Origin of the sequence: Aliiroseovarius sp. F47248L (assembly GCF_023016085.1) — a bacterium.
GTDB lineage: Bacteria > Pseudomonadota > Alphaproteobacteria > Rhodobacterales > Rhodobacteraceae > Aliiroseovarius.
In genome coordinates this window covers 2,951,672-2,976,755 of sequence record NZ_JALKBF010000001.1, presented here as the reverse complement: position 1 = coordinate 2,976,755, position 25,084 = coordinate 2,951,672, and the positions used below count along the sequence as shown (strand labels likewise).

Here is a 25,084-nt window from a genome sequence, read left to right as displayed (position 1 = left end):
CCGCCTTGTTTCGTATAGGAGTCATTAAGTCGAGTTTGGCACCCTAATCTTGCACATTTGTTGTAGGGTGAAAATTGGGGTCTAGGGTGACTGTTTTTACGTTCACCGGGGTCATTTCCGGCCCCGGATTGGGATATGCTGCCAACATCTCGGACATGGCGGTTGTCGAAAGTGGAGGAGCCAGCCTTCTTTACACGACAACTGGAATGGGCGGTGGCGCGATGGTTTTTTCCGTCGCTGGCAACGGGGCAACAACACTTGTTGGTCAGACAGCATATTCCTATTCCAATATGGCATCTCCTTCAGCGCAGATTGAATTCGTTCACTTCGGCGGTCAGAATCATTTTGTTTCATACGGATCCTATGACTGGACCTTGGATGGATTTTCGCTGACGTCTTCTGGGGCGCTCGGCAATTCTCTTCCACTGGCTTGGGGGATCGGTGGCGTCGGCAACTTGTCTGCCCTTACTTCTGTGACGCTGGACGGTGGCACTCATATCTATGCCGCAAACGCCACCAGCGATGGATTTAATCACTACATACTTGGTGACAACGCCACCCTCTCCTTTATTGACGGCGATTCCACTTTCACCGGAAGTAACACCGCCAACATCGTCGATTTCGCTTCTATTTCGATGTTGGATGAAACCGTTCTGATCGCCGCACATCAAAAGGATCAGGCCATCGTTAGCTATCGGCTTGACGATCTCGGCACCGCGCATGAGGTCACCAGCCTGACTGCTGACGAGTTTCTCCCGATCAATACACCAACCGAACTTGTGACCGGACACGTGGCTGGCACTCACTACACTGTCGTTGCCAGCGCGGGGTCATCTTCCCTGACCGTGTTGGAGGTGGCTAACGACGGCACCCTGCGACCAGTCGATCATGTCATCGATAATAAATGGACGCGACTTAACAGCCTGACTGAAGTCGCGTCAGTGCAAGTCGAGGATCAGTTGTACATTGTTGCGGGAGGCGCCGATGACGGCCTTTCCTTATTCACACTTGCCCCCGGCGGCACACTTATACTTCTGGATACGATCTCAGACACCAACTCAACATCATTGCAGAACATTGCTTCTCTTACAGCGAGCTATGTGGGCGGAAAAATTCAAATCTATGCGACCAGTGAGACCGAGACAGGTATAACCATTCTAAACGTCGACCCTGGATCGATTGGCCGATCCCTCTCAGGGGGCAACGGCAGTGAAACACTGTCGGGTACCGGCTCCAATGACATCATTTCCGGCGCAAACGGAAACGATACAATTCTTGGGCTTGGTGGAGATGATATTCTGCTTGATGGAAGTGGGATTGACACGATATCCGGCGGGTCCGGTGCTGACGTCTTCGTCCTAACCGCAGATGACATGCCAGACACAATCACCGATTTCCAACCTGGCTTAGACCGGTTGGATTTATCGGGGTACTTCATGCTTTATGACATGAGCTATGTGACAGTACAGCCAATGTCCTGGGGCGCGAAAATCATCTATAGGAACGAAATTCTGGACGTTTATCGCGAAGGTGGCGGCAGTTTGAATGCATCACATTTCTCGACCCAAACCAGCTTGGCGCTTAACCGACCACCAAGCGGATTTCAACACATCCCGGAAACCCTGAACGGAACCGAGTTAGCAGATGTTCTTCAGGGTAATGAGGGCACGGAAACACTGAATGGGTTGGGCGGCGATGACCTTATGTTGATGTCACCTGGCGCTGACGTTTTCAACGGTGGCGATGGATCAGACACTGTTTCCTATGCAGCCGGCACTTACGGTGCGATTGTGGACATGCTCAGCAATAACAATAGAGGCGCGGCTGCTGGAGATATCTATCTCTCCATTGAGAACATAATCGGCACCCAATTTGATGACACGTTGGGTGGAGACAATATTGCGAACTTGATTTTGGGTGGCGACGGTGACGATATCATAGTCGGTTTTGGGGGTGACGATACACTTGAAGGCGGTGAAGGAGATGACGTCCTTCGTGGGGGGTATGGTGCTGACGTCTTAATCGGTGGCGAGGGTTTCGATACGGCGGATTATTCTGACGCAATCCAAGGTATTTCGGTCTCGCTTCTTTCCGGCATAACTGATCTAGGCGCGCTTGGTGACGTCCTATCAGGATTTGAGGGCCTGACCGGATCGATACACAATGACTACTTAGCCGGTGATCAGTCAGCGAATGTCATCATGGGTGGTGCTGGCTCTGATATTATCGAAGGCTTTGGTGGCCAAGACGTTTTACGTGGAGGACTTGGGTCTGATCAGCTGTTCGGTGGAGACGATAATGACAATCTCTTTGGTGGTATGGGCGATGATGTTCTGGAAGGTGGTGCCGGTGCAGATCTACTGGACGGGGGGGAAGGTCAAGACACCGCTGACTATCGCCGCGCTAGCACAGGCTTAGGTGTGAACCTTCAAGCAAATTCGGCAACAGGATCGGCAGCGGGTGATTCATTTCTGTCGATAGAGAACTTCTTTGGAAGCAATCATGATGATGAAATCATAGGGAATAATGAGGTTAACCACCTGTTTGGAGAGGATGGTAACGATACAATTGATGGCGGCGGAGGAAACGATCTTATTCGCGGAGGTGCCGGAGACGACGTGATAATTGGTGGTACTGGCCAGAACTTACTTTACGGTGACGACGGCGACGACTTGTTCTACAGCAGCGATTGTCGAAGTCTATTTGACGGTGGGGATGGTTTAGACACGATCAGTTACGCGTCAGAAACCTGGCGGGTCTACGTCAATCTTGCGAGCGGAAAGGGAGGATATTCCGCAGCTGGCCATTCTTATCGCTCAATCGAAACCGTCATTGGCGGACCGGGAAATGATCAGGTTATAGGATCCTTGTCAGCCGATACGATCATCGGAGATGGTGGCAATGACATACTTAAGGGTTTCTGGGGCAACGATACTTTGTATGGCGACAGCGGCTATGACTATCTGCTTGGAGGCGCTGGTCATGATGTGCTCTTTGGAGGAGACTCCTCCGATACGCTACTGGGCCAGTCTGGCAATGACACCCTTGATGGGGGACCGGGCGGAGATCGGTTGGATGGTGGGGCCGGATGGGACACCTTGAGCTATGCCAGCTTCACGCAGGCAGTCGGTGTGGATATCGCGACAAACCGAACCTGGGGTGCAGCGCATTCAGACAAGATTTCATCTTTTGAGAGCATCATCGGAAGTTCAAGTGGTGATCAATTGTTTGGGAACGGGGCGTCAAATACGATCTATGGGGGTGACGGCAACGATTTGCTAAATGGGCGTGGAGGTAATGATGCTTTGTTCGGTCAAGGGGGAGATGATCGGATGATCGCCGGTCCGGGACGTGACAAGTATTACGGGGGGTCCGGCCAAGACAGTGTGGTCATGACTTGGGAACACTCTGCCGCTCGGGTCTGGCTGTATGCAGGCATCGGCGGCGGCAGCATGGCAGGCGATGAATTCCACGACATCGAAGTTCTTCACGGAACTCGGTTTGGCGACATTTTTTATGGCGATAGCAATGACAACAAGCTGCATGGATCGCGTGGAAACGACGTCCTGCGTGGTGGTCAGGGCAACGATTATTTGGCAGGAGATGCCGATAATGACTGGCTGTTCGGAAATACTGGCGACGACTTCCTGTGGGGCGGCACAGGCAATGACCACCTGAACAGCGGTGCCGGCAACGATGTGCTGTATGGCGGGTCCGGTTCGGACACGTTCGTATTCACCAAAGGAAATGATCGTATTGGCGACTTTGATGCGAACTACGACACCCTCAAAATCACAAGCAAACTCGCCGCCGATTCACTGGCTGCTGATGCTAAACCTTTGTCATATGCAGAGATCACAAGCGAGGGAGCGTTTTTTGATTTCGGGGATGGCAATACGCTGTTGATCCAAGGCGTGACTTCGTTGGATGTGCTGCAAGATGCTGTTTTGTGGCTCTAATTCTTAGACCCTTCCTTACATATAAAGCGTACGCCCGGATCAATACTCTTTAATCTTATCACAGGATCAATCGTCGGAAGTAATATTCGCAACGGAGTATCCGATATGCCCGACAGTTCGCCCATTCTTTCCCTTCCCCTGATCCAAGTTGCGCAGGCGCAGAAGCATGTAACCCATAATGAAGCACTGCGCATTTTGGACATATTGGTCCAGTTGTCGGTCTTAACCGCCGATACGATTAGCCCACCCCCCGCCGCAGTCGAAGGTGACCGACACATCGTGCCCGTCGGTGCAACAGGGGATTGGGCTGGACAGGATCGGACAATCTCATGGCTTCAGGATGGTGTTTGGCAATTTATTGCCCCGCAGAGCGGCTGGCGTGCAGATGTTACAGCAACCGCTCAACAACTGCGGTTTGACGGCAGTCAATGGGTCGATACGGCGCCAACGACCAACAACCTTGATCTGGTTGGCGTAAATACAACTGCAGATGCCACCAATAAACTGGCTGTTGCGGCTGACGCGAGTTTGCTGTCGCATAACGGCACGTCTCATCAGTTGAAAATCAACAAGGCAGCAATGGGCGATACGGCGTCGCTGTTATTTCAGTCCAACTGGTCTGGACGGGCTGAATTTGGACTGACCGGAGACGACGATTTTCACGTTAAAACCAGCGCCGATGGAAGCATCTGGAACGATGCGATCGTCGCGACTGGTGCAGGTGATGTTGGGATCGGCAAGACCCCTGCCGCAAAGCTGGATGTAGATGGCATCATGCGTCTGACACCAACACCAAGTGCTAGCCTGCCCACAGCAGCCAGCATTGGGGCAGGCGGCATCGCCTTTGTCTCGGATGCTGTAGGCGGGGCACAGCTGGCCTATTGCGACGGAGCATCTTGGCTGAAGATCAGCGATGGAACCGCCATCTGATCAGAACGCAATTTACGCTTAGGAAACATCGCCCGCGGATTCTGTCTGTGGGCGATTGCTTATGAGGTACGCGGCCCACCATCCAGACCAAAGGGTGTAACAAACGCGGCCATGGATGCCGCTTCGCCGTCCTTACCGCTCAACGTCGCCTGATCCGAGGATATACCCCAGTCAATACCGATGTCAGGGTCGTCAAATCGCACCGACATCTCGGTCTCAGGCGCATAATGGTCCGAGCATTTATAGAACACATCCACACCGTCGGTCAGAGTAACGAAGCCGTGCAGAAACCCTGTGGGCACCAACAGCGCTGCCCCATTATCGTCGGACAGCTCGACCGCAACCCATTCGCCATAGGTGGGCGAACCGTGGCGGACATCGACCGCAACATCCAGAATGGCGCCGCGCAGACAGCGCACCAGTTTAGCTTGCGCATGTGGAGGAGCTTGGCAGTGCAAACCACGGACCGTTCCCTTGGTAGCGGACCGGGACAAGTTGTCCTGAACAAATTCACTGGGAAGGCCCGCCTGTTCCATCGCGCGGGTCGAGAAGGTTTCGCTGAAGAACCCGCGATTGTCACCATGGCGCGCTGGCGTCACGATCACACAACCCTCAAGCTTGGTCTTTTCTACTTTCACAGATCTGGCTCCATCAGGTTTTGGGCGGTTCGGTATGGTAAATCGTCGAACAAATCGGAGGTTCGAAACTGCTTAACCGCGAATGCGTTTCGCGCGACGACCGGGCAACGGGAACAGCTTCGCGGCGGTCAGGTATAGAATATACAAATCCAGCCGCAGCGACTTGTTGACATGATAGATATGATCCAGCGCAGCCTTCCGCGGAACACAACGTCTTAGATAGACGCGCTCGGCCTCTTTCAAGGATTTGCAGGCTGTAAGCATTTTTTCTTCGTGGCTATGAAAAATAATTGACGCCAGACCTGTGATTCCAGGGCGATCCAGCAAAACCTGCTTATAGATATCAGGTCGAGCCTGAACATAGCGCGGCTCGGGCGGACGGGGGCCAACAAAGCTCATCTCACCTTTCAACACGTTCCAGATCTGGGGCAGTTCGTCCAATCGGCGCGCACGCAAGAATTTTCCCATTGGCGTGATACGGTTCTGTTTATGACCGCCTGTGATGCCGACATTCTCGTGATCCGGCACGGTGCGCATGGTGCGGATTTTTAACAAGTCAAACGTCTTGTCAAAAGTTACATTCCGTTCCGACCGATAGACAAAAGGCCGACCGTCGCGCAGTGTCACAATTACATATAACACCACAAGCGTCGGAATGACGGGGATACAAAGAACCAATGCAAGACCTATATCGAAGAGGCGCTTCATCCCCAGTTCTTTCCGCTCATTCAGTTCGACTTTAGAATACGAAACTTCAACCATCCCAACCATCCGGCCCAAAACCGCGCCGCCCAACAGCGCAATACGAGACAAAACCGGCCTTCTTTGCATCTTTCGGCGAATAGATGTTGCGCAAATCAGCCATTCTGGCCGTTTCCATACGTCGAGCAAGACGTTTCAAATCCAAGGCTCGAAACTCGTTCCATTCGGTCAGGATCACAACAGCATCCGCATTCTGAGCAGCCTTATACGCATCTTCAAACCAATGTGCACCCGGCAAAAGTGCTTCTCCTTCGCTTAACCCTTGCGGGTCAACCACGCGGACTTTCGCACCGCCGCCGATCAATGCCGGAACAATGGTCAAGCTAGGGGCATCGCGCATATCATCTGTGTTGGGTTTGAAGGTCACACCCAACACGGCGATCGTTTTACCCGACACCGATCCGTCGCACAGATCAGTGATCTTATCGACCATGCGGCGTTTGGTTTCGTCATTAACTGTGATCACCGTTTCGGTGATCTGCATGGGCATTCCGGCTTCTTGTCCAATCCGGGCCAGCGCCTTCGTGTCCTTCGGGAAACAACTGCCGCCATAACCAGGGCCCGCGTGCAGGAACTTGTTTCCGATCCGTCCATCCAGCCCGATCCCTTTTGAGACCTGTTTGACATCCGCGCCGACACGCTCACAAAGTGCAGCGATCTCGTTCACAAACGTAATCTTCGTCGCCAAGAAAGCGTTGGCCGCGTATTTGATCATCTCGGCGCTTTCCAGATCTGTCGTAACAATCGGGAAATCGCGTAAAAAGAGGGGTCGATAGATCTCAGCCATGATGTCGGTGGCGCGTTCATTCTGCACGCCGACGACCACACGATCTGGCCGCATGAAATCATCAATCGCTGCGCCTTCGCGCAGAAACTCCGGGTTCGACGCCACATCGAAATCGAGGTCGGGATGGGACTTCTGAATAATCTGCTTCACCTTGCGATTGGTGCCCACCGGAACGGTCGATTTCGTAACGACAACGGCATAATCTTCAAGCGAATCAGCAATCTCTTCTGCGGCGGCATAGACAAAAGTCAGGTCTGCATGTCCATCACCGCGCCGAGTTGGCGTGCCGACTGCAATAAAAATTGCTTTGGCACCCTGCACCGCTTCTTTCAGATTCTGGGTGAAAGAAAGTCGCCCAGCGGCGACGTTTTTTGCCATCAGATCTTCAAGCCCCGGTTCGTAGATCGGGACTTGCCCAGCTTCAAGCATTTTGATTTTCGCGGGATCTTTGTCCACGCAAACAACTTCATGTCCAAAATCTGAAAAACAAACGCCAGAGACCAGACCCACATACCCGGTGCCGATCATTGCAATTTTCATTAGCTCGAAACCTCTTTTTTCAAATAATCTACGACGGGATGATGCATCACGCAAACACTGTCAACGGACGGCGAACCTTCGCCCATCCAGACATCGCCCTATTCCCGTCACGCCTATGCCATGGCAAGTTTGCACGCTTCGGGGTGGAACCGGATGTTTAGGACCGAATCATGCTTGGAAATGCACTAAAAACACTCAGCGTCGCGGCGCTTCTGTCGCTTGCCACACTGCCCGGAACAGCGGCTGCCGCCTGCACTGTGGCAAAAGCTTCAGGTGCGGAAAAAGCTATCCCGAACAAAGGGTTAAATCAAGGATTGCTTGACAAGGCGGTTGTTGCACGAGTGAACGCCGAACGCTGTCGACGCGGCCTTCCAGCCCTGACCACGGCATCGGGTCTGCGAAAGCAGGCGGCGCGGCATTCGCAGTGGATGGCGCGCAGTCAGAAACTCAGCCACAAAGCCAGTGGATCGTTCAATCGGTCGCTTACCGACCGACTGCGGGCATCTGGCGTTAAGTTTCGCACAGGGGCCGAGAACATTGGATGGGTCCATCTTTATGGTATCGACGGCAGCAGGTTCATGATTCGCTCGTCTGAACAATGTCACTTTACCACCAATGGCGGTCGCAGGATCGGTCGCCACAGCTACAACAGTCTGGCCAACCTGATTGTTCGAAAATGGATGGAATCACCCGGACATAGAAAGAACATTCTTCGTAAAAACCTTCGCTACAGCGGTGTAGGTGCCGGCGTTCAGCCCGCATCGAAGTACTGTGGTTCGGTATTCCTTACCCATATCTTCGCCGGATAATGGGGACTATTGCATCGCTGCCACAGGGTGGCGAAGTTCTGCGTGTACGGGGTATCGAATGCAAGAACAGACTTCCAATAGCGTTCGTGGTATGCAAAACAAATATGGACGGCTCGCTAAATCGGCGCTGCCCGCTAATTAATTATGGAGTATGAAACATGAAAAAAGTGATGACCCTTGCCGCTGCTGGCATGATCGCTCTGTCCGCACCTGCTTTCGCTGGCGCATACGGCGACGCAGTTGTTGAAGAAGAAGTTGTTGTTGTCGAAGAAGCTGGTAGCTCGCTGGGCAACACCGGTCTGGCTCTGCTGGGCCTGGCTGTCGTAGCTGGCATCATCGCTGCTTCGGACGACTCGACCGACACATCGAACTAATTTGATCGCTTCGAAAGAAGCAATCAATCTGAAACGGCAAGCTCTATGGGCTTGCCGTTTTTGTTTTAAGAGGCCATGATTCTACCATCGGATGAAAAACACCTAATGGTGCGAAGGGCGCTTCGAATTGCAAAAAGTCACGCCGATCATTTTGGCAGGCGGCGTTGGATCGCGCCTTTGGCCAATATCTCGTGAGAGCTTCCCCAAACAATTTTTGAAGATCGGCGATGCGCCAAGTTTGTTTCAACAAACCGTACAGCGCTTTCAACTTCCTTGTTTCACCCGCCCTATCATCGTCACGAACGAGGAATATCGCTTTCACGTGGTCGAGCAAATGGGAGAGGTCGGCACTCTACCTGAACTGATATTGCTCGAGCCCTGCTCGCGAAATACCGCTGGCGCTGTTTTGGCAGCGGTGAATGTGCAAGCCGACAGAAGTCCCGCGTCACTGTGCATCGTCGCGCCTTCGGATCACTTGATTTCTGATCGCACCGAGCTCGCCACAGCAATCGAAAAGGGAATCCCCGCCGCCATGTCTGGCAAACTGTTGACGTTCGGGATCAAACCAGACCGACCCGAAACCGGGTATGGATATCTTGAGCTTAGCAGTGATATCGATGACAGCGATCAGCCATCGCCTGTCCTTTCCTTCACCGAAAAACCGGACCTGCCGACCGCCGCACGAATGATATCCAGCGGGCGCCACCTTTGGAATGCAGGTATCTTTCTGTTCCGTACCACGGACATGCAAGCCGCGTTCGCACGACATGCACCGGTCATAGTTTCACATGTTGAAAAAGCGCTTGCCGGAAACACGCTCGACCTTGGATTTACCCGTCTTGAAGAAGATGCATGGCTGGCATTGCCCGATATATCCTTGGATTATGCAGTAATGGAACATGCCGACAATATCTGCGCCGTACCTTTCGACGGGCACTGGTCTGATCTGGGCAGCTGGCAAGGTTTTTGGCGTGAAGAATGCCGGGCAGGTTCAACTCAGAACGGCTTGGTGACGATCGGAAATGCACACGGTCTAGATTGTGAAAACAGTTTTCTGATGTCCGAAAGCGCCGATCAAACGATTGTTGGCCTAGGGTTGCGTGATCTGGTGGCGGTTGCCATGAAAGATGCGGTGCTGATCGCCGATCGGAACCGCTCGGACGAGATCGGATCGGTGGTTAGCTACTTGAAATCGCTAAACATTCCGCAGGCGATGATCCGGCCTCAGGATTTCAGACCTTGGGGCTGGTTTGAGGAGCTTGTCTCTGGTCCGGGCTTCAAAGTTAAACTGATCACCGTGCATCCAAGGGGTGTTTTATCCCTGCAATCCCATACGCATCGCGCCGAACACTGGGTGGTGGTTGAAGGATCCGCCAGCGTAACCATCGGAAATCAAACACTTGATCTATCGGCCAACCAATCCGCATATGTCCCCAAAGGCGAGGTGCATCGGCTGGAAAACAATAGTTTTACTGATGCAGTTTTGATCGAGGTGCAGACCGGCCCCTATCTGGGCGAGGATGATATAGTCAGATACGAAGACGCATATGCGCGAAGCTAGACGATCTCTGCGCGGATTACAGGCGCAGGTTCTGAATAGCCAGACTGCCGATCCTTTGACCAACCCATTGGCTGGATTTCAGGACACGACCATTGCCATCAACCCAATAGAGGTTGTTGAACGCAATCTCACCACGCTTGCAACTTTCCTTCATGATCACGGCATCCGCATTGATCGCACCCAAGCTGACACGCTCTGTCTTGCCGCGTGACAATGCACACTCCACGATAAGGCTAGTGCTTTGGCCTAGATTGCCGAGATAGGTGTGCTCCCGCTTGTAGGTGGCACTCCGACGACCAGTAATGGCCGACACCGCGGTGTCGATGCGCGATGCCATCAGGTCTTCACCAAGACCCCGCGTATTCGCCAATACTCCGCGTTGGAAAGTCAGACCCTGCCCCGGGGCGCTGCCCCACGTTACGTAGTCGCCATTCCGTCCGACCGGACTGATCGCCAAAACCGCTTTGGTTTCGATCCGAACGACCAGCGCGATTGGCCCTTTTGTTGCCGACAAAGCCTTGGCCACAATGGCATTTGGATCAGCCGCCGCGGGCGTCGTCGCGTTTGGCTTAGCGTCTTTCCCGCCGCCAAGTTTCTTACCCAACTGTTTGCCCGAGCTTTTCAAAAGACTGGCGGTAATTTTAGGTAACTCAACAGATTCCGTGTCAGACCCACATCCGCTCAACACAAGCGAAGTGGCCAACACGCACCCGGCGACGCGCATCGCGCGTCTGGTGAAACGGTATTTCACGCTCATCTCCAGAACTTGCCCCAGCGCGATGCCAAGGCATCTCCGTGACCTTCGTCGACCCATTCAAACAGGCGACCGTCCACTTCCAGACGCGCGCCGCCATCGCGTGACAGGGATCGTAGTTCTGCGTTGGATGCGCCGCGCGACGGGGTGCCAAACGCCCATTCGAACGGGATTGTAAGACGGATACCTTTGTCAAACGATCCTTCACCAAAATCCTCGGCCGAAACGTTCGTCTTGGTCACAAAGCCACCAATTTTCCACCCGTTGTCGAAGGTTCTGTCGATGGACAAAGTCGCACCGTAGTCACCTGCCAGATAACGACCCACATCGAGTTGGCCTGTGAACCCGTTTCCGAAATCGTAGTACGCGGACACGTGCCCAGTTAAGATGCTGTAATCTTGGAAGCCGAACAGCTGATCAAATGCGCGTTGCTTTACCCAGGCCACTTCTGCACCCACGGCTAGCTGGCTATCGACCGGTTTCCACAAAACTTCGGCCGAAACACCACCAAACATCTTCTCAAGGTAGCCAACGGTAACGCGGCTGTAGAGATGCTTACCCGGACGGCCATACATGCTTGCCGTCAAGTGAGAGATCGCGGGATCGCCTTCGGCAGCATAGCGCCCGGCTTGTGTCCGCACAGGCGGCAGTGCCGAGGAACTTCCATTCGTATCGTCATCCAGATTGCCCCAGATACTTTTCGAAATCGAGCCGGCCAGGAATATATTCGGCGCAACCTCGTATGAACCACTGAGCTTCAATCCGAAATCGGCCCGGATTGGACTTGTCGGGTCAAAGAAGCTTAGCCCCATATATGGGGCTAAGCCCCAACGGAACCGGCTATCGGGATAGGCCAATTCAGAATTGCGAACGGCGCGCGGCGTGGCTTCGCCGATGGAAGCGCGCTGGAACATATCAACTGCGGGGGCGTGCTCCAGCTTCTCGATGTCGCTGCGTCGCATGGTGACCGTGGATAGCGGAATACCCTTGTCCACCAGCGTTATCACAAACGTCTCAATCGAAGGCGGCAACGCGTGAGTCAAGATCCGTGCGGTGCGCCCAACAGCTTGCGCCGGAGAATAGTATTTTCGGTTGTCGACCTTCAACTCGGCCCGTGTTGCGCCCAATGCAAGGGATTGCAGGCTGATCCCATTTTTGTTCAACGCATCCCCAACAGCATTGCGAATGCCGATTTCGTTGGTTGGATCAGAAATCCACCCGGTACTCCATGCGTCGGTGTTGCTGCGCGAGGGTCGTGGCTTGACTGGCAAAGGCGCGCGCTCGTTCCCTGACCGGGCAATGGGCTGACGCGGGTTCAGGCGGATAACAATATTCGCCCCGATCGTATCTCCGGCAAGGTAAAACGCGTTCAGGTGAATAGCAGGAGACACTTGATAATCCACGGCGAAGTTGAACGGAGACTTGTGCTCCATTATTCCTGCCGCCACCTCCTGAACAAAAGCATCAGAACTGTATTCAGCCTTCACGGTCAGTTTATCGTTGACCTTATAAGACACACCGGCAAAAGGCGCTAAATCGCCCTTGAACCATTGGCTAGTATTCAGCGTGCCACCTTGGCCAATGTTCCACGCGGGTCGCGACCCTGTCGCACCAATTGGTTTGTAGCTGCCCATACGGCCCCAGCCCAGACCACCTGTGATACGCAGACGGTCGCCGATGGTTTTGGTGGCAACAATATACTCGCTGGAATAGATACCCGTACCGATGAAATCGCGAATCCCAACGGATACGGCGGGGAAGTATTTGCTTTCGTTCAGAACGCGATAACGGACATCGAAGCTCCGGTCGAAATAGTCCCCAACGACGGGGTGGAAATCGGCGATTTTGGCATAACGGAAACTGCCCGAAAGGCGGGGCGTGATTTGAAAACTCAGTGTGCCGTTCGCGTTCGGTCCAAACTGCGAATAGGTGAATGCCAGTTCGCTGTCAGCAGCAGCTTCGGCGGTTGGCATCGCGATCAAACCGGGCGTACCGTAAATCGTATAGCTATTGGTCAACGTGCCGACCTCGGCCACAGCAGGTGTTGCTGTTGCCGCTGCAATACCAAAGGCTGCAAGTTTACGTAACTCTACCCGAGAAATGCTCACTGCCATCTCCGTTCAACATCTTTTTTTGTTCAAATACGCGATCCTCGCGGACAAATCACCTAAAACCGACACCGAACAGCGGTTTGCAGTGGATTGTCGCGCAATTGCACAAATGATCCTCCGGCTCGTCTAGCCTTTGTAACGCGACGTTACCAGCCTTAACAAAACATGGTCGGTTATAGTTGGTTAAAGCCCTTAGATGTCGGAGCCGATCATGACACTTTTCACCCCTTCCGCAGCATGGGTCAGCGACGAACACCGCATGTTCGCTGATATGACCAACCGCTTTTTTGCAGATGAGTTGACGCCCAATATCGAACGCTGGGTCGATCAGGGCATCGTTGACCGCGACTTCTGGCGCACTGCCGGACAGGCCGGGATCATGGGTGGCGCCATCCCCGAAGATTTCGGCGGTGCGGGCGGTGACATGGGGTTTGAAAGCGTCGTCATTTATGAACAGACCCGCACGGGCGATTGCGGCTGGGGGTATGGCATCCAATCCATCGTGGTGCATTACATCACCGCCTACGGCACGGAAGAACAAAAGGCGCGCTGGCTGCCCGGTCTTGCCTCGGGCGAGATCGTCGGCGCGATTGCGATGACCGAACCAGGCACCGGGTCAGACTTGCAAGCCGTGCGCACCCGTGCCGACAAGGACGGCAACCAATACAAGATCAACGGATCGAAGATTTTCATCACCAACGGGCAAACTGCCGACTTGATCATCACCGTTTGCAAAACCGACCCGGAGGCAGGCTCGAAAGGCGTGTCCCTGATCGTGGTCGAACCGGACCAATGCGAAGGCTTCAAGCGCGGCCAGAACCTGAAAAAGCTGGGCATGAAGGCCAATGACACGTCCGAGTTGTTCTATGAAGATGTTAAAGTCCCCCAGACCAACCTGTTGGGCACCGAAGAAGGCCAAGGCTTCTATCAACTAATGAAACAACTGCCGTGGGAGCGGCTGTTGATCGCCATTCAGGCCCTAGGCGCGATTGATTTCGCACTGGAGCAGACCATCGCTTATACTCGGGACCGCAAGGCTTTCGGACAACGTGTGATGGATTTTCAGAACACGCGCTTCAAGTTGGCCGAATGTAAGACCAAAGCCGAGGTTCTGCGCAGTTTCGTCAATGACGGCATCGCCCGGCTGATCGACGGGACACTGGACGCGCCCACCGCCTCGATGGCGAAATACTGGGGCAGCGAGGTGCAGAACGAGGTGATGCACGAATGCCTGCAACTGTTCGGCGGCTATGGCTACATGATGGAATACCCCATCTCTCGGCTCTATGCGGATGCCCGGGTGCAGATGATCTATGGCGGTACAAACGAGATCATGAAAGAGCTGATCGCACGGTCGATTGATGTCTGAACGCCCCGCAGTCGGACCGCTGCATGGCCTGAAGGTAATCGAGATTCAAGGCCTTGGCCCGACACCCTTTGCTGCGATGTGGCTGGCCGACATGGGGGCCGACGTGGTGCGCATCCAGCGCCCGAACCTGAAACCCTTGATCCCGCAGAAGGTGGACGTGCTGAACCGGGGGCGCGGCTTTGTCGAGCTGGACCTGAAGGATGCCACCGACCGCGATACCGCGCGGGTGCTGATCAACCGCGCTGACATGCTGATCGAAGGGATGCGCCCCGGCGTGATGGAGCGGTTGGGTCTTGGACCCGAGGTTTTCGCGAACAGCAACCCGCGCCTGATCTATGGGCGGATGACCGGTTGGGGGCAGTCCGGCCCGCTGGCACAGGCGGCGGGGCATGACATCAACTACATCTCGATCACCGGGGCGCTGCATGCCATCGGTGGTGTCCATCCCGTGCCGCCCCTGAACCTGCTGGGCGATTTCGGCGGTGGGGGCATGTATCTGGTGGCCGGGATGCTCGCGGCCCTGCACGCTGCACGGGAAACCGGCAAGGGCGATGTGGTGGACGCCGCGATCACCGACGGCACCGTACATCTGATGGCGATGATCTACTCCATGCACGGCGCAGGCATCTGGGCAGATGCGCGCGAGGCGAACCTGCTGGACGGCGGCGCGCCCTTCTACACCGTCTATGAATGTGCCTGTGGCGGGCATATGTCTGTCGGCGCTCTCGAGGCGAAATTTTATACCGAGCTTCTGACACGGCTGGGGTTAGATGATTCAGACCTACCCCTTCAAATGGATGTCGAGGGTTGGCCGGTGTTGCGCGCCCGCTTCGCTGAACGGTTCAAACAGAAATCCCGCGATGAATGGGCTGCGCTGCTAGAGGGTACCGACGCCTGCTGTGCCCCGGTGCTGTCCTTGCAGGAAGCGCCCAACCATCCGCATAACCGCGCCCGCAACAGTTTCGCTACCCTCGGCGATGTGTCACAGCCCGACGCGGCCCCGAAACTCCTACGAGGTACGGCACAAGCACGCGCAGGCGATGAACGCGCTCCGCTCGCGATCCGGGATGTGCTGGTTCGGTGGCCGGAACATAAGCACGGAATGGCCTGAATGCCGAGCAAAAGACTTCTGCTTTTCCCAATTTGCCCCTTGCAAACCCCGCGCTGGACCGCTAAATCCCCGCCTACCGCGCTCTGGTAGCTCAGCTGGATAGAGTACTTGACTACGAATCAAGGGGTCGGGGGTTCGAATCCTCCCCAGAGCGCCACTTCCCACCTGACAATCGTGACTTAAATTGATCGACAGCGCCAACTAAATGAAGTGCTGTTAAGGGTTGAACATATTTGGCCGTTCATTCTGGTTGCAAGGGCGGCACGAGAACCCAGCAATCGATAAGACACTAGATTGGGCCTAAGGTCGATCTAAAATGAAATCCGGATAGATGCCCGACGCTGCAATTGGTTGGCGCGTGTCATAACCGTCGAAAAACCCGTAGCCAGCAATCAGTGCAGACTTCACGCCTGCAGTCTGTGCACCAAGAATATCCGTGTGTAGACTGTCGCCAACCATCAGGGTGCGTTCTGGATCGCACCTATCAATTTGCGCAAACGCCAAGTCGTAAATATTTGCGAACGGTTTGCCAAAGAAGTGGGGTTCAATTCCAACGCGGTCCGCAAGCCGATGTGCGAAGTGACCGGGTTCGGTTGAAAATCCGTGCTCTCTTGGCGCAACAATATCGGGATTTCCCACCAATACCGGTCGCGCCGTACGCGCCAGTGAGTCTTCCAAAAGAGTTTGTCGTTCTTCAGTCCAGTTGGAGCTTCCCAACATTAAGAAACCATCAACCGCGTCATACTCCCGCGCATCATCGGATAAAAAGGTTGTGTCCAAATGCCCAACCCCCTCTCGACCAAAGCTTTCTTGCGCGATCAAGCCCCAATGCCTGTCGGGTTCTGACGCCGCCGCATGCAGCAATGTCTTTCGGCTGGTGATGACATCCTCTGGCGCGAAGTTATACCCAAGCCGTTTGTATTTCTTCATCAAGGTCGAGTGGGGATATCCAGCCGCATTGGAAACCACGACCACACGTTTCCCTGCCATTTGCAGACCCGAAACACGTTCGGGAACGCCTTCAATCGCCGTTTCGCCGATGTTCAGAACGCCAAAGGCGTCCAGAAGGAACGTGTCGAAATCATCCGCTAGAGCGTCAAGATCAGGCAACCGAAGACACGCACCCCTGGTTTTCGCCAAGGGCAAACGGTGCCGCACGGCTTCATAGGCCGCAAAAGCCTCGGGCATTTTCAAATGATTGCGCCCCGCACTTTGGCCGATACCCATTCAGAGATCACCACGGCCAGCAAGATAACCAACAGGATCAACGAAACTTGCGGCCAGGCCAGCACGTTCAACGACGACGATAGTTGCAACCCGATCCCGCCGGCACCAACCAATCCCAGCACGGTGCTTTCGCGAATATTGATGTCCCAACGAAACACGGCAATCCCTGCGAATGCTGGCAGGATTTGTGGGACAATCCCATATGCCATGACCTGCCAGCGACTTGCACCAGTGGCAGTGATCGCTTCGACCTGCGTTTCGTCGATCTCTTCTATCGCTTCATAAAGAAGTTTTGCGCAGAACCCGATGGATCGGATCGCAATGGCCACCACGCCTGCGAACACACCCGGCCCGATGATTGCGATCAGCAGCAGTGCCCAAATCAAAGAGTTGATCGAGCGTGTCGACACGATGATCAGCAAGGCAATCGGTCTGATAATCAACTTGGATGGCGTGGTGTTACGAGCAGCGGCAAAGGCCACCGGCACCGCTAGGATCAAGGCGATAATCGTGCCCAGTGTCGCAATGTTCAGCGTGTCCCAGATGGGTTTGCCCAATTGCGAGATATAGGACCACTTGGGAGGTGTCGCCCGCGTCCAGATATCGTTGGCAATTCGCGGGGCATCCCATACGAAAAACCAAGTTGTCGCAGACGAAATCTGTTGCCAACAATAGGCAAAGATCGCCACACCTGTCAGCCACAGCACCCAGTGAAACAGGCTTTCGCGCCCTGTGCGACGCTGCCACAGCTTCAGTTCATTCTGTTCAATTACTGGCATTACTGAACCCTCGCTCGGATAATGCCGGACATGTATTCCAATGCCATCACGATCACGATGATGATCAGCAAAATGGCAGCTGCCGTGTCGTATTCATAACGATCAAACGCGGTGTTTAGTGTTGCCCCGATGCCGCCCGCACCAACCAGCCCCAGAATGGCGCTTTCGCGGAAGTTAATATCCAACCGGTACATTGAAAGCCCGATAAGGCGCGGCATGACCTGTGGCTGCACACCATAGTTGATCCATTGCATCCACTTCGCCCCTGATGCCTTAATCGCCTCGGCTTGCACGCGGTCCATGCTTTCAATGTCTTCGGCAAGCAATTTGGACAGGAAACCAATGGTGGCAAAACTTAGGGTCAGGAACCCGGCAAGTGGCCCGAATCCAAAAATTGCAACCAACAGAATTGCGACGATAATTTCCTGCAAGGCGCGCGACACTGCGATAATCCCGCGACACACGAAATAGATCGGCAACGGCGCCACGTTGCGTGCAGCCCCAAGGGCAATGGGGATCGATATCGCGATGCCGACCACGGATGACGCCACCGTCATGATGATGCTTTCCAGCATGCCATCCCATATGTCGCCTGATCGCGATGTGAAATCAGGGCTGGTGAAGGCCAGAACGAATTGCTTGCCCCGCTCCAACCCCTCGTAAACCCGCGACCAGTTTACGTCGATCGTCATAAAGGCCGCGATCAAATAGGCCACGAACCCGATGACCAACAACCACCGCAACCAAGCGCGTTGAACGAACGACTTTTTCTTCCAGGGTTTTCCGATAAGGACGTCAAGTTCCGAGCTCATGCGACGGCCTCGTCTTCGTCATCTACTGTTTCAATCGTGGCTTCCCAGTCTTCTTCACCATAGATCGTCGTTAGAACATCTGGCGTAAGACCTTCGGGCGGTCCGTCAAACTCAATTGCGCCAAAACGCAAGCCGATGACCCGCTGCACAAACATCTGAGCCAATGCAACATCGTGAATATTGATGATCGCCGCCAATCCGCGTTCTTTGCACAGCTCGCAGATCAGGCGCATGATCTGGCGTGATGTTTTCGGGTCGAGTGATGCGGTTGGTTCATCAACCAACAAAAGTGCTGGGTTTTGGATCAAGGCACGGCAAATACCGACGCGCTGGCGTTGGCCACCCGACAATTCGTCCGCACGTTTGTCGGCCATATGGGCAAGCCCGACGCGATCAAGAAGGCGAAACGCCTCGTCCACGTCAGATTGTGGATATTTGCGCAAGAAGCTGCGCCAGAAGCCGACATAGCCCAAGCGCCCTGACAGGACATTTTCCATCACGGTCAGCCGCTCAACCAGTGCATATTCCTGAAAAATCATACCCATGCGGCGACGTTCTTTGCGCAGGGCGCCGGATGACAATCCGGTTAATTCCGTTCCTGCAAGATACACCTTGCCCGACGTCGGTTCGACCAAGCGATTGATACAACGGATTAACGTTGATTTCCCTGCACCGGACGGCCCGATCAATGCCAGAACCTGCCCTTCTGGAATATCCAGATCGACCGCTTTCAGGGCTTGATCCCCGGTTTTATATGTCTTCACGAGCTTCTCAAGCCGTAGCATGAAAGCCTCCCCGCCCCAGTTTTGTTGTTGGAAGGGGCGAACCCATAGGTCCGCCCCTACAATGCTTATTCGCAAGTATAGCTCACGCCATTTGCTGCATCAATTTTTCGGATGACGTCCCAAAATTCCTTATAGGTCATCTCAAGGAACTGGCCTTCATTCGATTTTTCGAACTCTGCCTGAAGGGTTGTTCCCTCCCATTCGAAATTGAAGAACGCGTTGCGGATCTTTTCTTTCAACTCCGGCTTCAGGTTATAGACCGTCCCAAAACCCGTCGTCGGGAATGTTTGCGATTTATAAATCACTTTGACATCGTCTTCCTTGATGACATCGCGCAAAATCATTCGCGACTTGACCGAGTTGGCGATAGACGCCGCCATATAGTCTTTGTTTGCCACCCCAAGGATCGAGTTGTCGTGCTTACCTGAATATACAGGTTCAAAATCACGTTCGGGCAACAGGTCAAAATCGCTTTTCAAGATCGCCGATGGCGCTTTGAACCCTGAATTTGACGTGGGCGATGTGAAGGCCAGTTGCTTGCCTTTTATGTCCTCAACTTTTTCGATGCCCGAACCCGGATATGTGATGATCTCCATCTCATACCCAAAATTGCCGTCCAGTGACGCCATGATGGTAAAGGGATTAAAGCCTGCACAGTTCACAGCCAACGGGTTCGATCCGGTGTTAAAGCCCGCGATATGCAGACGACCGGACCGCATGGCTTCGATCTGTGCCGCGTTGCTTTGCACTGGGAAGAACACAACCGATTTTCCGGTTTCAGCTTCCAGATGCGCCAGAAAATCAGACCAAGCCTCTTTATAAACGGCCGGATCTTCAACCGGCGTGTATGCGAAAATCAGGGTATCCGGATCCAGTTGCTCTGCCGGATCAGTGGGCGTATCCGCCAAAAGATCGCCATCCACATCGCAGAATCGCTCGTCCAGCGTGCCGCGTGGACAGTCCTGCGCAGCAGCAGGTCCAGCCAGCGAAAGCGCGAAGGCCAAAGCCGCACCAGACAGAAGTGTTGTCATTACTTTCATATTATTTTCCTCCCTAGACGGCGAGGCTAGAGCGGAACCTTACAAGCGATCAAGTGAATAATCCGATATCGTCAGCGCACAAGAAAGCTGATTGCCCGCCAATCGCTGAACCGGGCGGCGGCTTCAAGGTCAAGTGTTTCACCGTTCAGGTAGCCTTCGGAAAACAATTGAAAGGGAACGCCTGCGTTGCGCGCGGTTTCAAAATCAACACGGCTATCACCGACATAAAGCGACCTTTCAGCCCGCGCACCAAGACGTGCAATGCAGTAATGTAGCGGGACAGCAGACGGCTTCTTGGGAACGTTAGGTTCTGATCCCGCAATCACAGTAAAAAACTGCGTCAGACCAAGATCGTCGCAGATCTTCTGCGCCGGTTCGGTCGGCTTATTGGTGCAGATCCCCAAGGGGATGCCCTCTGCTTTCAAAGACGACAGACGCTTAACGACCCCTGGATACGGGCGTGTCAGGGTCGTCATATTCCGTTCATAGCTTTCAAGAAAAAGCCCCAGCGCCTTTTCGTACAAGTCTACGTCAAATCCTCCGGTCGCGGTCAGCGCGTGTTCAACCAACTTTTCGACACCGTGACCGACAAAAGATGTCGCTGTCGCAAGATCAAGCGAAGAACGGCCAAGCGCAACCAACGCCACATTCAAAGCGGCATGCAGGTCGGGCGCCGAATGAACAAGTGTCCCGTCTAGGTCAAAAATAATTGCGTCTGGTTTCGTCATGAAAAGGCTCTAACACATTTGGTAGCGTCTAGATTCAAAGGCGTTTTGTATGTGTGGAAACATATGCGTTCAAGTTACCTTGGGTTCAAGACGTATCTGCGATCGGGCAAGACGGTCGAAGCGTTTGGACTGCGACAGGGTCAGCCCTGGCAAGACAGCGTGCCATCCTTGGTGAACGAAACCGCCCGCCTTCAGGATAATGATGGGCCGTGTTTTCCTGTCGTCGCACCATTTTCGCGCGCCATGATCGCAGAAACCATTGACCTTGCCAGCGATACGCTTGTCAGCGCCGATCCGACGGCAAGGTTCAAGAATTTGGTTTGATCCTACGCCGCGTGTTTACCGCCAGTAGTTGTTGGCTGCAGCTACGGTGGCAAAATGGGTTGCCACCACGTGGCTTACTGCAATCAATGCCTCGGCATCTTCTGCATATTCAGGGCGCATCCGACTGCGGGCATCGTCATCAGGTTGGGTCATCTTGACCGCGACGCGCGACAGTTTGACGGCCAGTTCATAACCTTTTTCCGGAGTTTCTGTGATCAGCGACGGAAGCCACGAAGACATGACAGATCCTTTCAAGTTGGCTTTGTTCACCCATAGTTTGTGGCCACCGCGCCGACAAAGCAACACCTCTCCTCATCCGGCGACAGATGCACGTTCGCAATGGCATCGTGGCGCAACAACCGATAGCCTTTTCAAGACGTTCAACAGAACAGGAACACCCCATGAAAATCGTGCGCACAGACAGCGAGCTTCGGACACCTAACCTGGATGCTGCGTTGAAAGCCGCCGGACATGATTTGGTTCTGCTGCCCGACGGTATCTCAGAAGACGTGCTGCTAGAGGCGACGCGCGACGCTGACCTGATCTTGATGTGCTACACGCCAATCACACAACAGGTGATTGAAAACGCACCCCAACTGAAAGGCATCGTCAAATATGGCGTGGGGATTGACGCCATCGACATTCCTGCCGCAATCAAGGCGGGCATCGCTGTGGTGAACGTACCGGAATATGCGGAAGAAACTGTCGCAGAAGGGGCGTTTGCACTTTTGATCGCACTGGCCAAGAAACTGACTGCGTTGAACACTCATATGAGTTCGCAGGGTTGGGCATGGCCCGAACCGAGGTGGTTGGGTTCAGACATTGCCAGCAAGACGGTCGGGATTATCGGTTTGGGCAAAATCGGACGCAGCATGGCACGTATGGCCGGATTGGGGTTTCGCGCGAAGGTGATCGCCTACAGCCCGCATACATCTGCCGAGGAAATGGCCGCTCTGGGCGTCACCAAGGTGGAACACCTGCAGGACTTGATGGCGCAAAGCGATTTCGTCACCATCCACGCGGTCCTGAATGACGACACGCGCGGTATGATTGGCGAGGCGGAGCTGCAGGCAATGAAGCCATCGGCCTTCCTGATCAATGTCTCGCGCGGCGCTATTGTGGACGAGGCGGCCCTTGTCCAAGCGATCCGCGAAGGCAGGATTGCCGGGGCCGGGCTGGACGTGTTCAGCCAAGAACCCCTGACCCGCACCGGTCACCTAATGAGCGCGCTTTATGACCACCCCAACGTCATCCTGTCACCGCATCTGACCTTCTATACCGAGGACGCGATGCAGCGGTTGGAGGAAGAAACACTCGCCCGCTGTCATGAGGTTTTGGAAGGGCGCGATGTGCTGATCAAATCCCACGACCCCCGTCTGCGCGCTCAAACCAAGGGCGTGGTTTTTGCCGATTAGGACGCGGGTTACCGCACCAGCCCGATGCAGATGATACCAGCCCCGACCGCCGCAGCCGACAAAAGTCGCCGGGCCCTCGGCCCTTCGCCGAACCAGAGCACACCGATTAAGGCGGCGAAGATCACCGACGTTTCGCGCAGCGCGGACACGATGCCCAGCGGCGCGATGGTCTTGGCATAAAGCACCAGCGCATAGGCTGTGCCAGACACGACGCCCCCCATGAACCCGATCAGCAAAGTTCTGGGCGGTTGTGCGCGCAGCCGGTCCATACGGGATGGAAACAGGAACAGGACGATCAGGAGTTTCGACAGGAACAGCCAGCCGATATAGCCCAACGCGTGGCCAGAGGTTCGCACTCCGAACCCGTCGACCAGCGTATAGGCCACCACCGTGCCGCCAATCGCCAAGGCGGCCAGAAGTGCATTTCGGGACATGGCACTACCAAACGCGCCTTGGGCCAGAAACATGATCCCTGCCGAGACGCTGAAGATGCCAATCCATGCTTGAAGCGGAAGCGTTTCGCCCACCCAGAACTGAGCGCCCAAGGCGACAAGAACCGGGGCAAAGCCGCGCGCCACGGGATAGATGAAACTCAGATCACCCAGACGATAGGCGACGTTCAGGAAGTAGAAATACAGCCAGTGGATCGCGATGGACGCGACAATAAAGGGCCATGCCGACGGGTCCGGGAAGGGCACGAACGCGATGAAGGTCAAGGCAAATGCCACATGCCCCAAGGCAATCATACCCAACATGATCACCCTATCCCCTGCCCCTTTCACGAGCGCATTCCACAGCGCATGCAGGAAGGCCGCCGAGAGGACGATCAAGGCGACCTGAGCGGTCATGCCGCGTCTTTGATGGCCGTCACCACGATATCCAGCGCGCGGTCCAAATCGTCACGCGCGATGGTCAGGGGCGGCGACAGGGTCAACACGCAGCCTTGGCTGATCTTGAAGCTCAGACCGGCGTCCAGACAGGCGTAATAGATCCGCTCGGCCCGCGCGTTGCCGGGGGTTTTCAAGGTCCGATCCTCGACGATTTCGACGCCGAAAATCAGGCCGCGACCACGAATGTCCCCGACAATCTGGACATCTTGCAGGCGATCCCGAAGCACCTGCATCGCGTGGGTGCCAAGCTCAGCAGATCGGGCGACCAATCCTTCTTCCTCAATGATCTCGATGGTGGTCAGGGCGGCGCGGGATGTAACCGGGTTCTTCTCGTGCGTGTAATGCCCGATGGCAAAGTCTCCGCATACATCCAATTCTTTGCGAGCCACGCAAGCGGCAATCGGAAGAATGCCACCACCCAGCGCTTTGCCCATGGTGACGATGTCGGGGATGATCTCGTCATGTTCAAACGCGAACATTTTGCCCGTCTTGCCCAGCCCGGTCGGGATTTCATCCATGATCAGCAGCGCGCCGTGGCGGTTGCACGCCTCGCGCACAGATTTCCAGAAACCGGGGGGCGGAACATACGGCACCGCACGCATGGGTTCAGCGATCACCGCCGCCACATCGCCTTCGCGTTCCAACACATACTCGACCATCTTGGCGCAGGCCAATCCGCAGGTGTCAGGGCTTTCGTGATTGTATGGGCAGCGGTAGCAGGCGAAGGGTGCGACGTGCTCAGTGCCCGACAGAAGCGGCCCCGCGATGTGGCTGCGGAACGTCGCCTCGCCGCCCACGCTGGCAGCCCCCATACCTGCCCCATGAAACGCATCCCAGAACGAGATGGTCTTGAACCGCCCCGTCGCTGCGCGGGCGATTTTCAACGCCACCTCATTGGCGTCTGAACCGCCGGTGGTGAACAGAACCTTGCCCAGATCGCCGGGCGCAATCGCGGCCAGCTTTTCAGCCAATTCGACCGCCGGATCGTTGGTGAAGCGGCGCGGGGCAAAGGGCAGATCATCCAGTTGCGCCTTGATCGCAGCAATCAGTTTGGGGTGACCATAGCCGATATGGTGCACAGAATTTCCATGAAAATCCATAAACTTGCGACCATCCGCATCCTCGATCCAGATACCGTCCGCCTTGGCAATGGTGCTGACACACGGGCTGGAGAGACTTTGGTGCATGAACGCCTTGGCGTCGCGTTTTAGAAGCGGAGCAGAGTTCGGGCCAATGGATTTCTTCAACCAAGACTGCCGGGCGTCTGACGTGTTGGATTCGCCTTCGGTGTGAACGATCTTGGTATTCATGTCAGCTCAATCAAAAAAAGGCGAGACCCGGAAACCGGGCCTCGCAGTCAGGGAGGGGAAGTGGCCGCG

23 protein-coding genes and 1 tRNA gene are annotated in these 25,084 nt (G+C 54.8%); 10 read left to right on the top strand and 14 right to left on the bottom strand.

Annotated elements, in window-relative coordinates; translation table 11 throughout:
* The first annotated feature begins 86 nt into the window (after positions 1 to 86).
* Both MWU51_RS17105 and MWU51_RS14720 read left to right on the top strand, forming a co-directional pair.
* On the top strand, positions 87 to 3,959 hold the full coding sequence (locus MWU51_RS17105; protein WP_348646746.1) for a hypothetical protein: 3,873 nt from the start codon (positions 87 to 89) through the stop codon (positions 3,957 to 3,959).
* 105 nt (positions 3,960 to 4,064) lie between these two features.
* Complete coding sequence (locus MWU51_RS14720) at positions 4,065 to 4,889, top strand: DUF2793 domain-containing protein (protein WP_247038369.1); 825 nt, start codon at positions 4,065 to 4,067, stop codon at positions 4,887 to 4,889.
* Positions 4,890 to 4,948: 59 nt separating this feature from the next.
* Here MWU51_RS14720 and rfbC read toward each other — a convergent pair whose 3' ends face one another.
* The 3 genes from rfbC to MWU51_RS14705 form a co-directional block, all read right to left on the bottom strand.
* Complete coding sequence (gene rfbC / locus MWU51_RS14715) at positions 4,949 to 5,527, bottom strand: dTDP-4-dehydrorhamnose 3,5-epimerase (protein ID WP_247038367.1); 579 nt, start codon at positions 5,525 to 5,527, stop codon at positions 4,949 to 4,951.
* Between the two features lie 72 nt (positions 5,528 to 5,599).
* Complete coding sequence (locus tag MWU51_RS14710; RefSeq protein ID WP_247038365.1) at positions 5,600 to 6,235, bottom strand: sugar transferase; 636 nt, start codon at positions 6,233 to 6,235, stop codon at positions 5,600 to 5,602.
* 46 nt (positions 6,236 to 6,281) lie between these two features.
* A complete protein-coding gene (locus MWU51_RS14705) occupies positions 6,282 to 7,616 on the bottom strand; it encodes a UDP-glucose/GDP-mannose dehydrogenase family protein (protein ID WP_247038362.1) in 1,335 nt (444 codons plus the stop codon).
* 170 nt (positions 7,617 to 7,786) lie between these two features.
* On the opposite strand from MWU51_RS14705, the gene MWU51_RS14700 reads away from it, so the two are divergent.
* From MWU51_RS14700 to MWU51_RS14690, 3 genes are all read left to right on the top strand, one after another.
* Entirely contained in the window at positions 7,787 to 8,425 is a 639-nt protein-coding gene (locus MWU51_RS14700; RefSeq protein ID WP_247038360.1) for a CAP domain-containing protein, read from the top strand.
* 158 nt (positions 8,426 to 8,583) lie between these two features.
* Entirely contained in the window at positions 8,584 to 8,799 is a 216-nt protein-coding gene (locus MWU51_RS14695) for a hypothetical protein (protein WP_247038358.1), read from the top strand.
* Positions 8,800 to 8,926: 127 nt separating this feature from the next.
* Positions 8,927 to 10,360, top strand: a complete 1,434-nt coding sequence (locus tag MWU51_RS14690) for a mannose-1-phosphate guanylyltransferase/mannose-6-phosphate isomerase (RefSeq protein WP_247038356.1) — start codon at positions 8,927 to 8,929, stop codon at positions 10,358 to 10,360.
* 16 nt (positions 10,361 to 10,376) lie between these two features.
* Here MWU51_RS14690 and MWU51_RS14685 read toward each other — a convergent pair whose 3' ends face one another.
* On the bottom strand, positions 10,377 to 11,111 hold the full coding sequence (locus MWU51_RS14685) for a YjbF family lipoprotein (RefSeq protein WP_247038354.1): 735 nt from the start codon (positions 11,109 to 11,111) through the stop codon (positions 10,377 to 10,379).
* A gap of 2 nt (positions 11,112 to 11,113) precedes the next feature.
* Positions 11,114 to 13,222, bottom strand: coding sequence for a YjbH domain-containing protein (locus tag MWU51_RS14680; protein WP_247038352.1), 2,109 nt, complete (start codon positions 13,220 to 13,222; stop codon positions 11,114 to 11,116).
* A gap of 214 nt (positions 13,223 to 13,436) precedes the next feature.
* On the opposite strand from MWU51_RS14680, the gene MWU51_RS14675 reads away from it, so the two are divergent.
* The 3 genes from MWU51_RS14675 to MWU51_RS14665 all read left to right on the top strand — a co-directional run bounded on the left by MWU51_RS14675 (position 13,437) and on the right by MWU51_RS14665 (position 15,862).
* Positions 13,437 to 14,594, top strand: a complete 1,158-nt coding sequence (locus tag MWU51_RS14675) for an acyl-CoA dehydrogenase family protein (RefSeq protein ID WP_247038350.1) — start codon at positions 13,437 to 13,439, stop codon at positions 14,592 to 14,594.
* Entirely contained in the window at positions 14,587 to 15,705 is a 1,119-nt protein-coding gene (locus MWU51_RS14670) for a CaiB/BaiF CoA-transferase family protein (protein ID WP_247038349.1), read from the top strand. The genes MWU51_RS14675 and MWU51_RS14670 overlap by 8 nt, the downstream gene beginning before the upstream one ends.
* A gap of 80 nt (positions 15,706 to 15,785) precedes the next feature.
* Positions 15,786 to 15,862, top strand: a tRNA-Arg gene (locus MWU51_RS14665).
* Positions 15,863 to 16,005: 143 nt separating this feature from the next.
* Here MWU51_RS14665 and MWU51_RS14660 read toward each other — a convergent pair.
* The 6 genes from MWU51_RS14660 to gph form a co-directional block, all read right to left on the bottom strand.
* Positions 16,006 to 16,932: an HAD hydrolase-like protein gene (locus tag MWU51_RS14660; protein WP_247038347.1), complete on the bottom strand. Its 927-nt coding sequence runs from the start codon at positions 16,930 to 16,932 to the stop codon at positions 16,006 to 16,008.
* Complete coding sequence (gene phnE / locus MWU51_RS14655; RefSeq protein ID WP_247038345.1) at positions 16,896 to 17,711, bottom strand: phosphonate ABC transporter, permease protein PhnE; 816 nt, start codon at positions 17,709 to 17,711, stop codon at positions 16,896 to 16,898. Before phnE (MWU51_RS14655) ends, MWU51_RS14660 begins: the two co-directional genes overlap by 37 nt.
* Complete coding sequence (phnE, locus tag MWU51_RS14650) at positions 17,711 to 18,523, bottom strand: phosphonate ABC transporter, permease protein PhnE (protein ID WP_247038344.1); 813 nt, start codon at positions 18,521 to 18,523, stop codon at positions 17,711 to 17,713. The genes phnE (MWU51_RS14655) and phnE (MWU51_RS14650) overlap by 1 nt, the downstream gene beginning before the upstream one ends.
* Positions 18,520 to 19,308, bottom strand: coding sequence for a phosphonate ABC transporter ATP-binding protein (gene phnC, locus MWU51_RS14645; RefSeq protein WP_247038341.1), 789 nt, complete (start codon positions 19,306 to 19,308; stop codon positions 18,520 to 18,522). The genes phnE (MWU51_RS14650) and phnC overlap by 4 nt, the downstream gene beginning before the upstream one ends.
* 65 nt (positions 19,309 to 19,373) lie before the next feature.
* A complete protein-coding gene (gene phnD, locus MWU51_RS14640; protein ID WP_247038339.1) occupies positions 19,374 to 20,348 on the bottom strand; it encodes a phosphate/phosphite/phosphonate ABC transporter substrate-binding protein in 975 nt (324 codons plus the stop codon).
* Between the two features lie 71 nt (positions 20,349 to 20,419).
* Positions 20,420 to 21,076 carry a phosphoglycolate phosphatase gene (gene gph, locus MWU51_RS14635; protein ID WP_247038337.1) on the bottom strand — a complete coding sequence of 219 codons (657 nt, stop codon included), beginning with the start codon at positions 21,074 to 21,076 and terminating at the stop codon, positions 20,420 to 20,422.
* Positions 21,077 to 21,139: 63 nt separating this feature from the next.
* On the opposite strand from gph, the gene MWU51_RS14630 reads away from it, so the two are divergent.
* Positions 21,140 to 21,400, top strand: coding sequence for a hypothetical protein (locus MWU51_RS14630; RefSeq protein WP_247038335.1), 261 nt, complete (start codon positions 21,140 to 21,142; stop codon positions 21,398 to 21,400).
* A 15-nt stretch (positions 21,401 to 21,415) separates the two neighbouring features.
* Here the strand turns inward: MWU51_RS14630 and MWU51_RS14625 are convergent, their stop codons facing one another.
* Positions 21,416 to 21,640, bottom strand: coding sequence for a hexameric tyrosine-coordinated heme protein (locus MWU51_RS14625; protein ID WP_247038333.1), 225 nt, complete (start codon positions 21,638 to 21,640; stop codon positions 21,416 to 21,418).
* Between the two features lie 161 nt (positions 21,641 to 21,801).
* Here MWU51_RS14625 and MWU51_RS14620 point away from each other — a divergent pair, with 161 nt between their 5' ends.
* Entirely contained in the window at positions 21,802 to 22,815 is a 1,014-nt protein-coding gene (locus tag MWU51_RS14620; RefSeq protein WP_247038331.1) for a C-terminal binding protein, read from the top strand.
* Between the two features lie 8 nt (positions 22,816 to 22,823).
* Here the strand turns inward: MWU51_RS14620 and MWU51_RS14615 are convergent, their stop codons facing one another.
* Both MWU51_RS14615 and MWU51_RS14610 read right to left on the bottom strand, forming a co-directional pair.
* On the bottom strand, positions 22,824 to 23,663 hold the full coding sequence (locus MWU51_RS14615) for a DMT family transporter (protein ID WP_247038329.1): 840 nt from the start codon (positions 23,661 to 23,663) through the stop codon (positions 22,824 to 22,826).
* Positions 23,660 to 25,015: an aspartate aminotransferase family protein gene (locus tag MWU51_RS14610; protein WP_247038327.1), complete on the bottom strand. Its 1,356-nt coding sequence runs from the start codon at positions 25,013 to 25,015 to the stop codon at positions 23,660 to 23,662. The genes MWU51_RS14615 and MWU51_RS14610 overlap by 4 nt, the downstream gene beginning before the upstream one ends.
* Positions 25,016 to 25,084 lie beyond the last annotated feature (69 nt).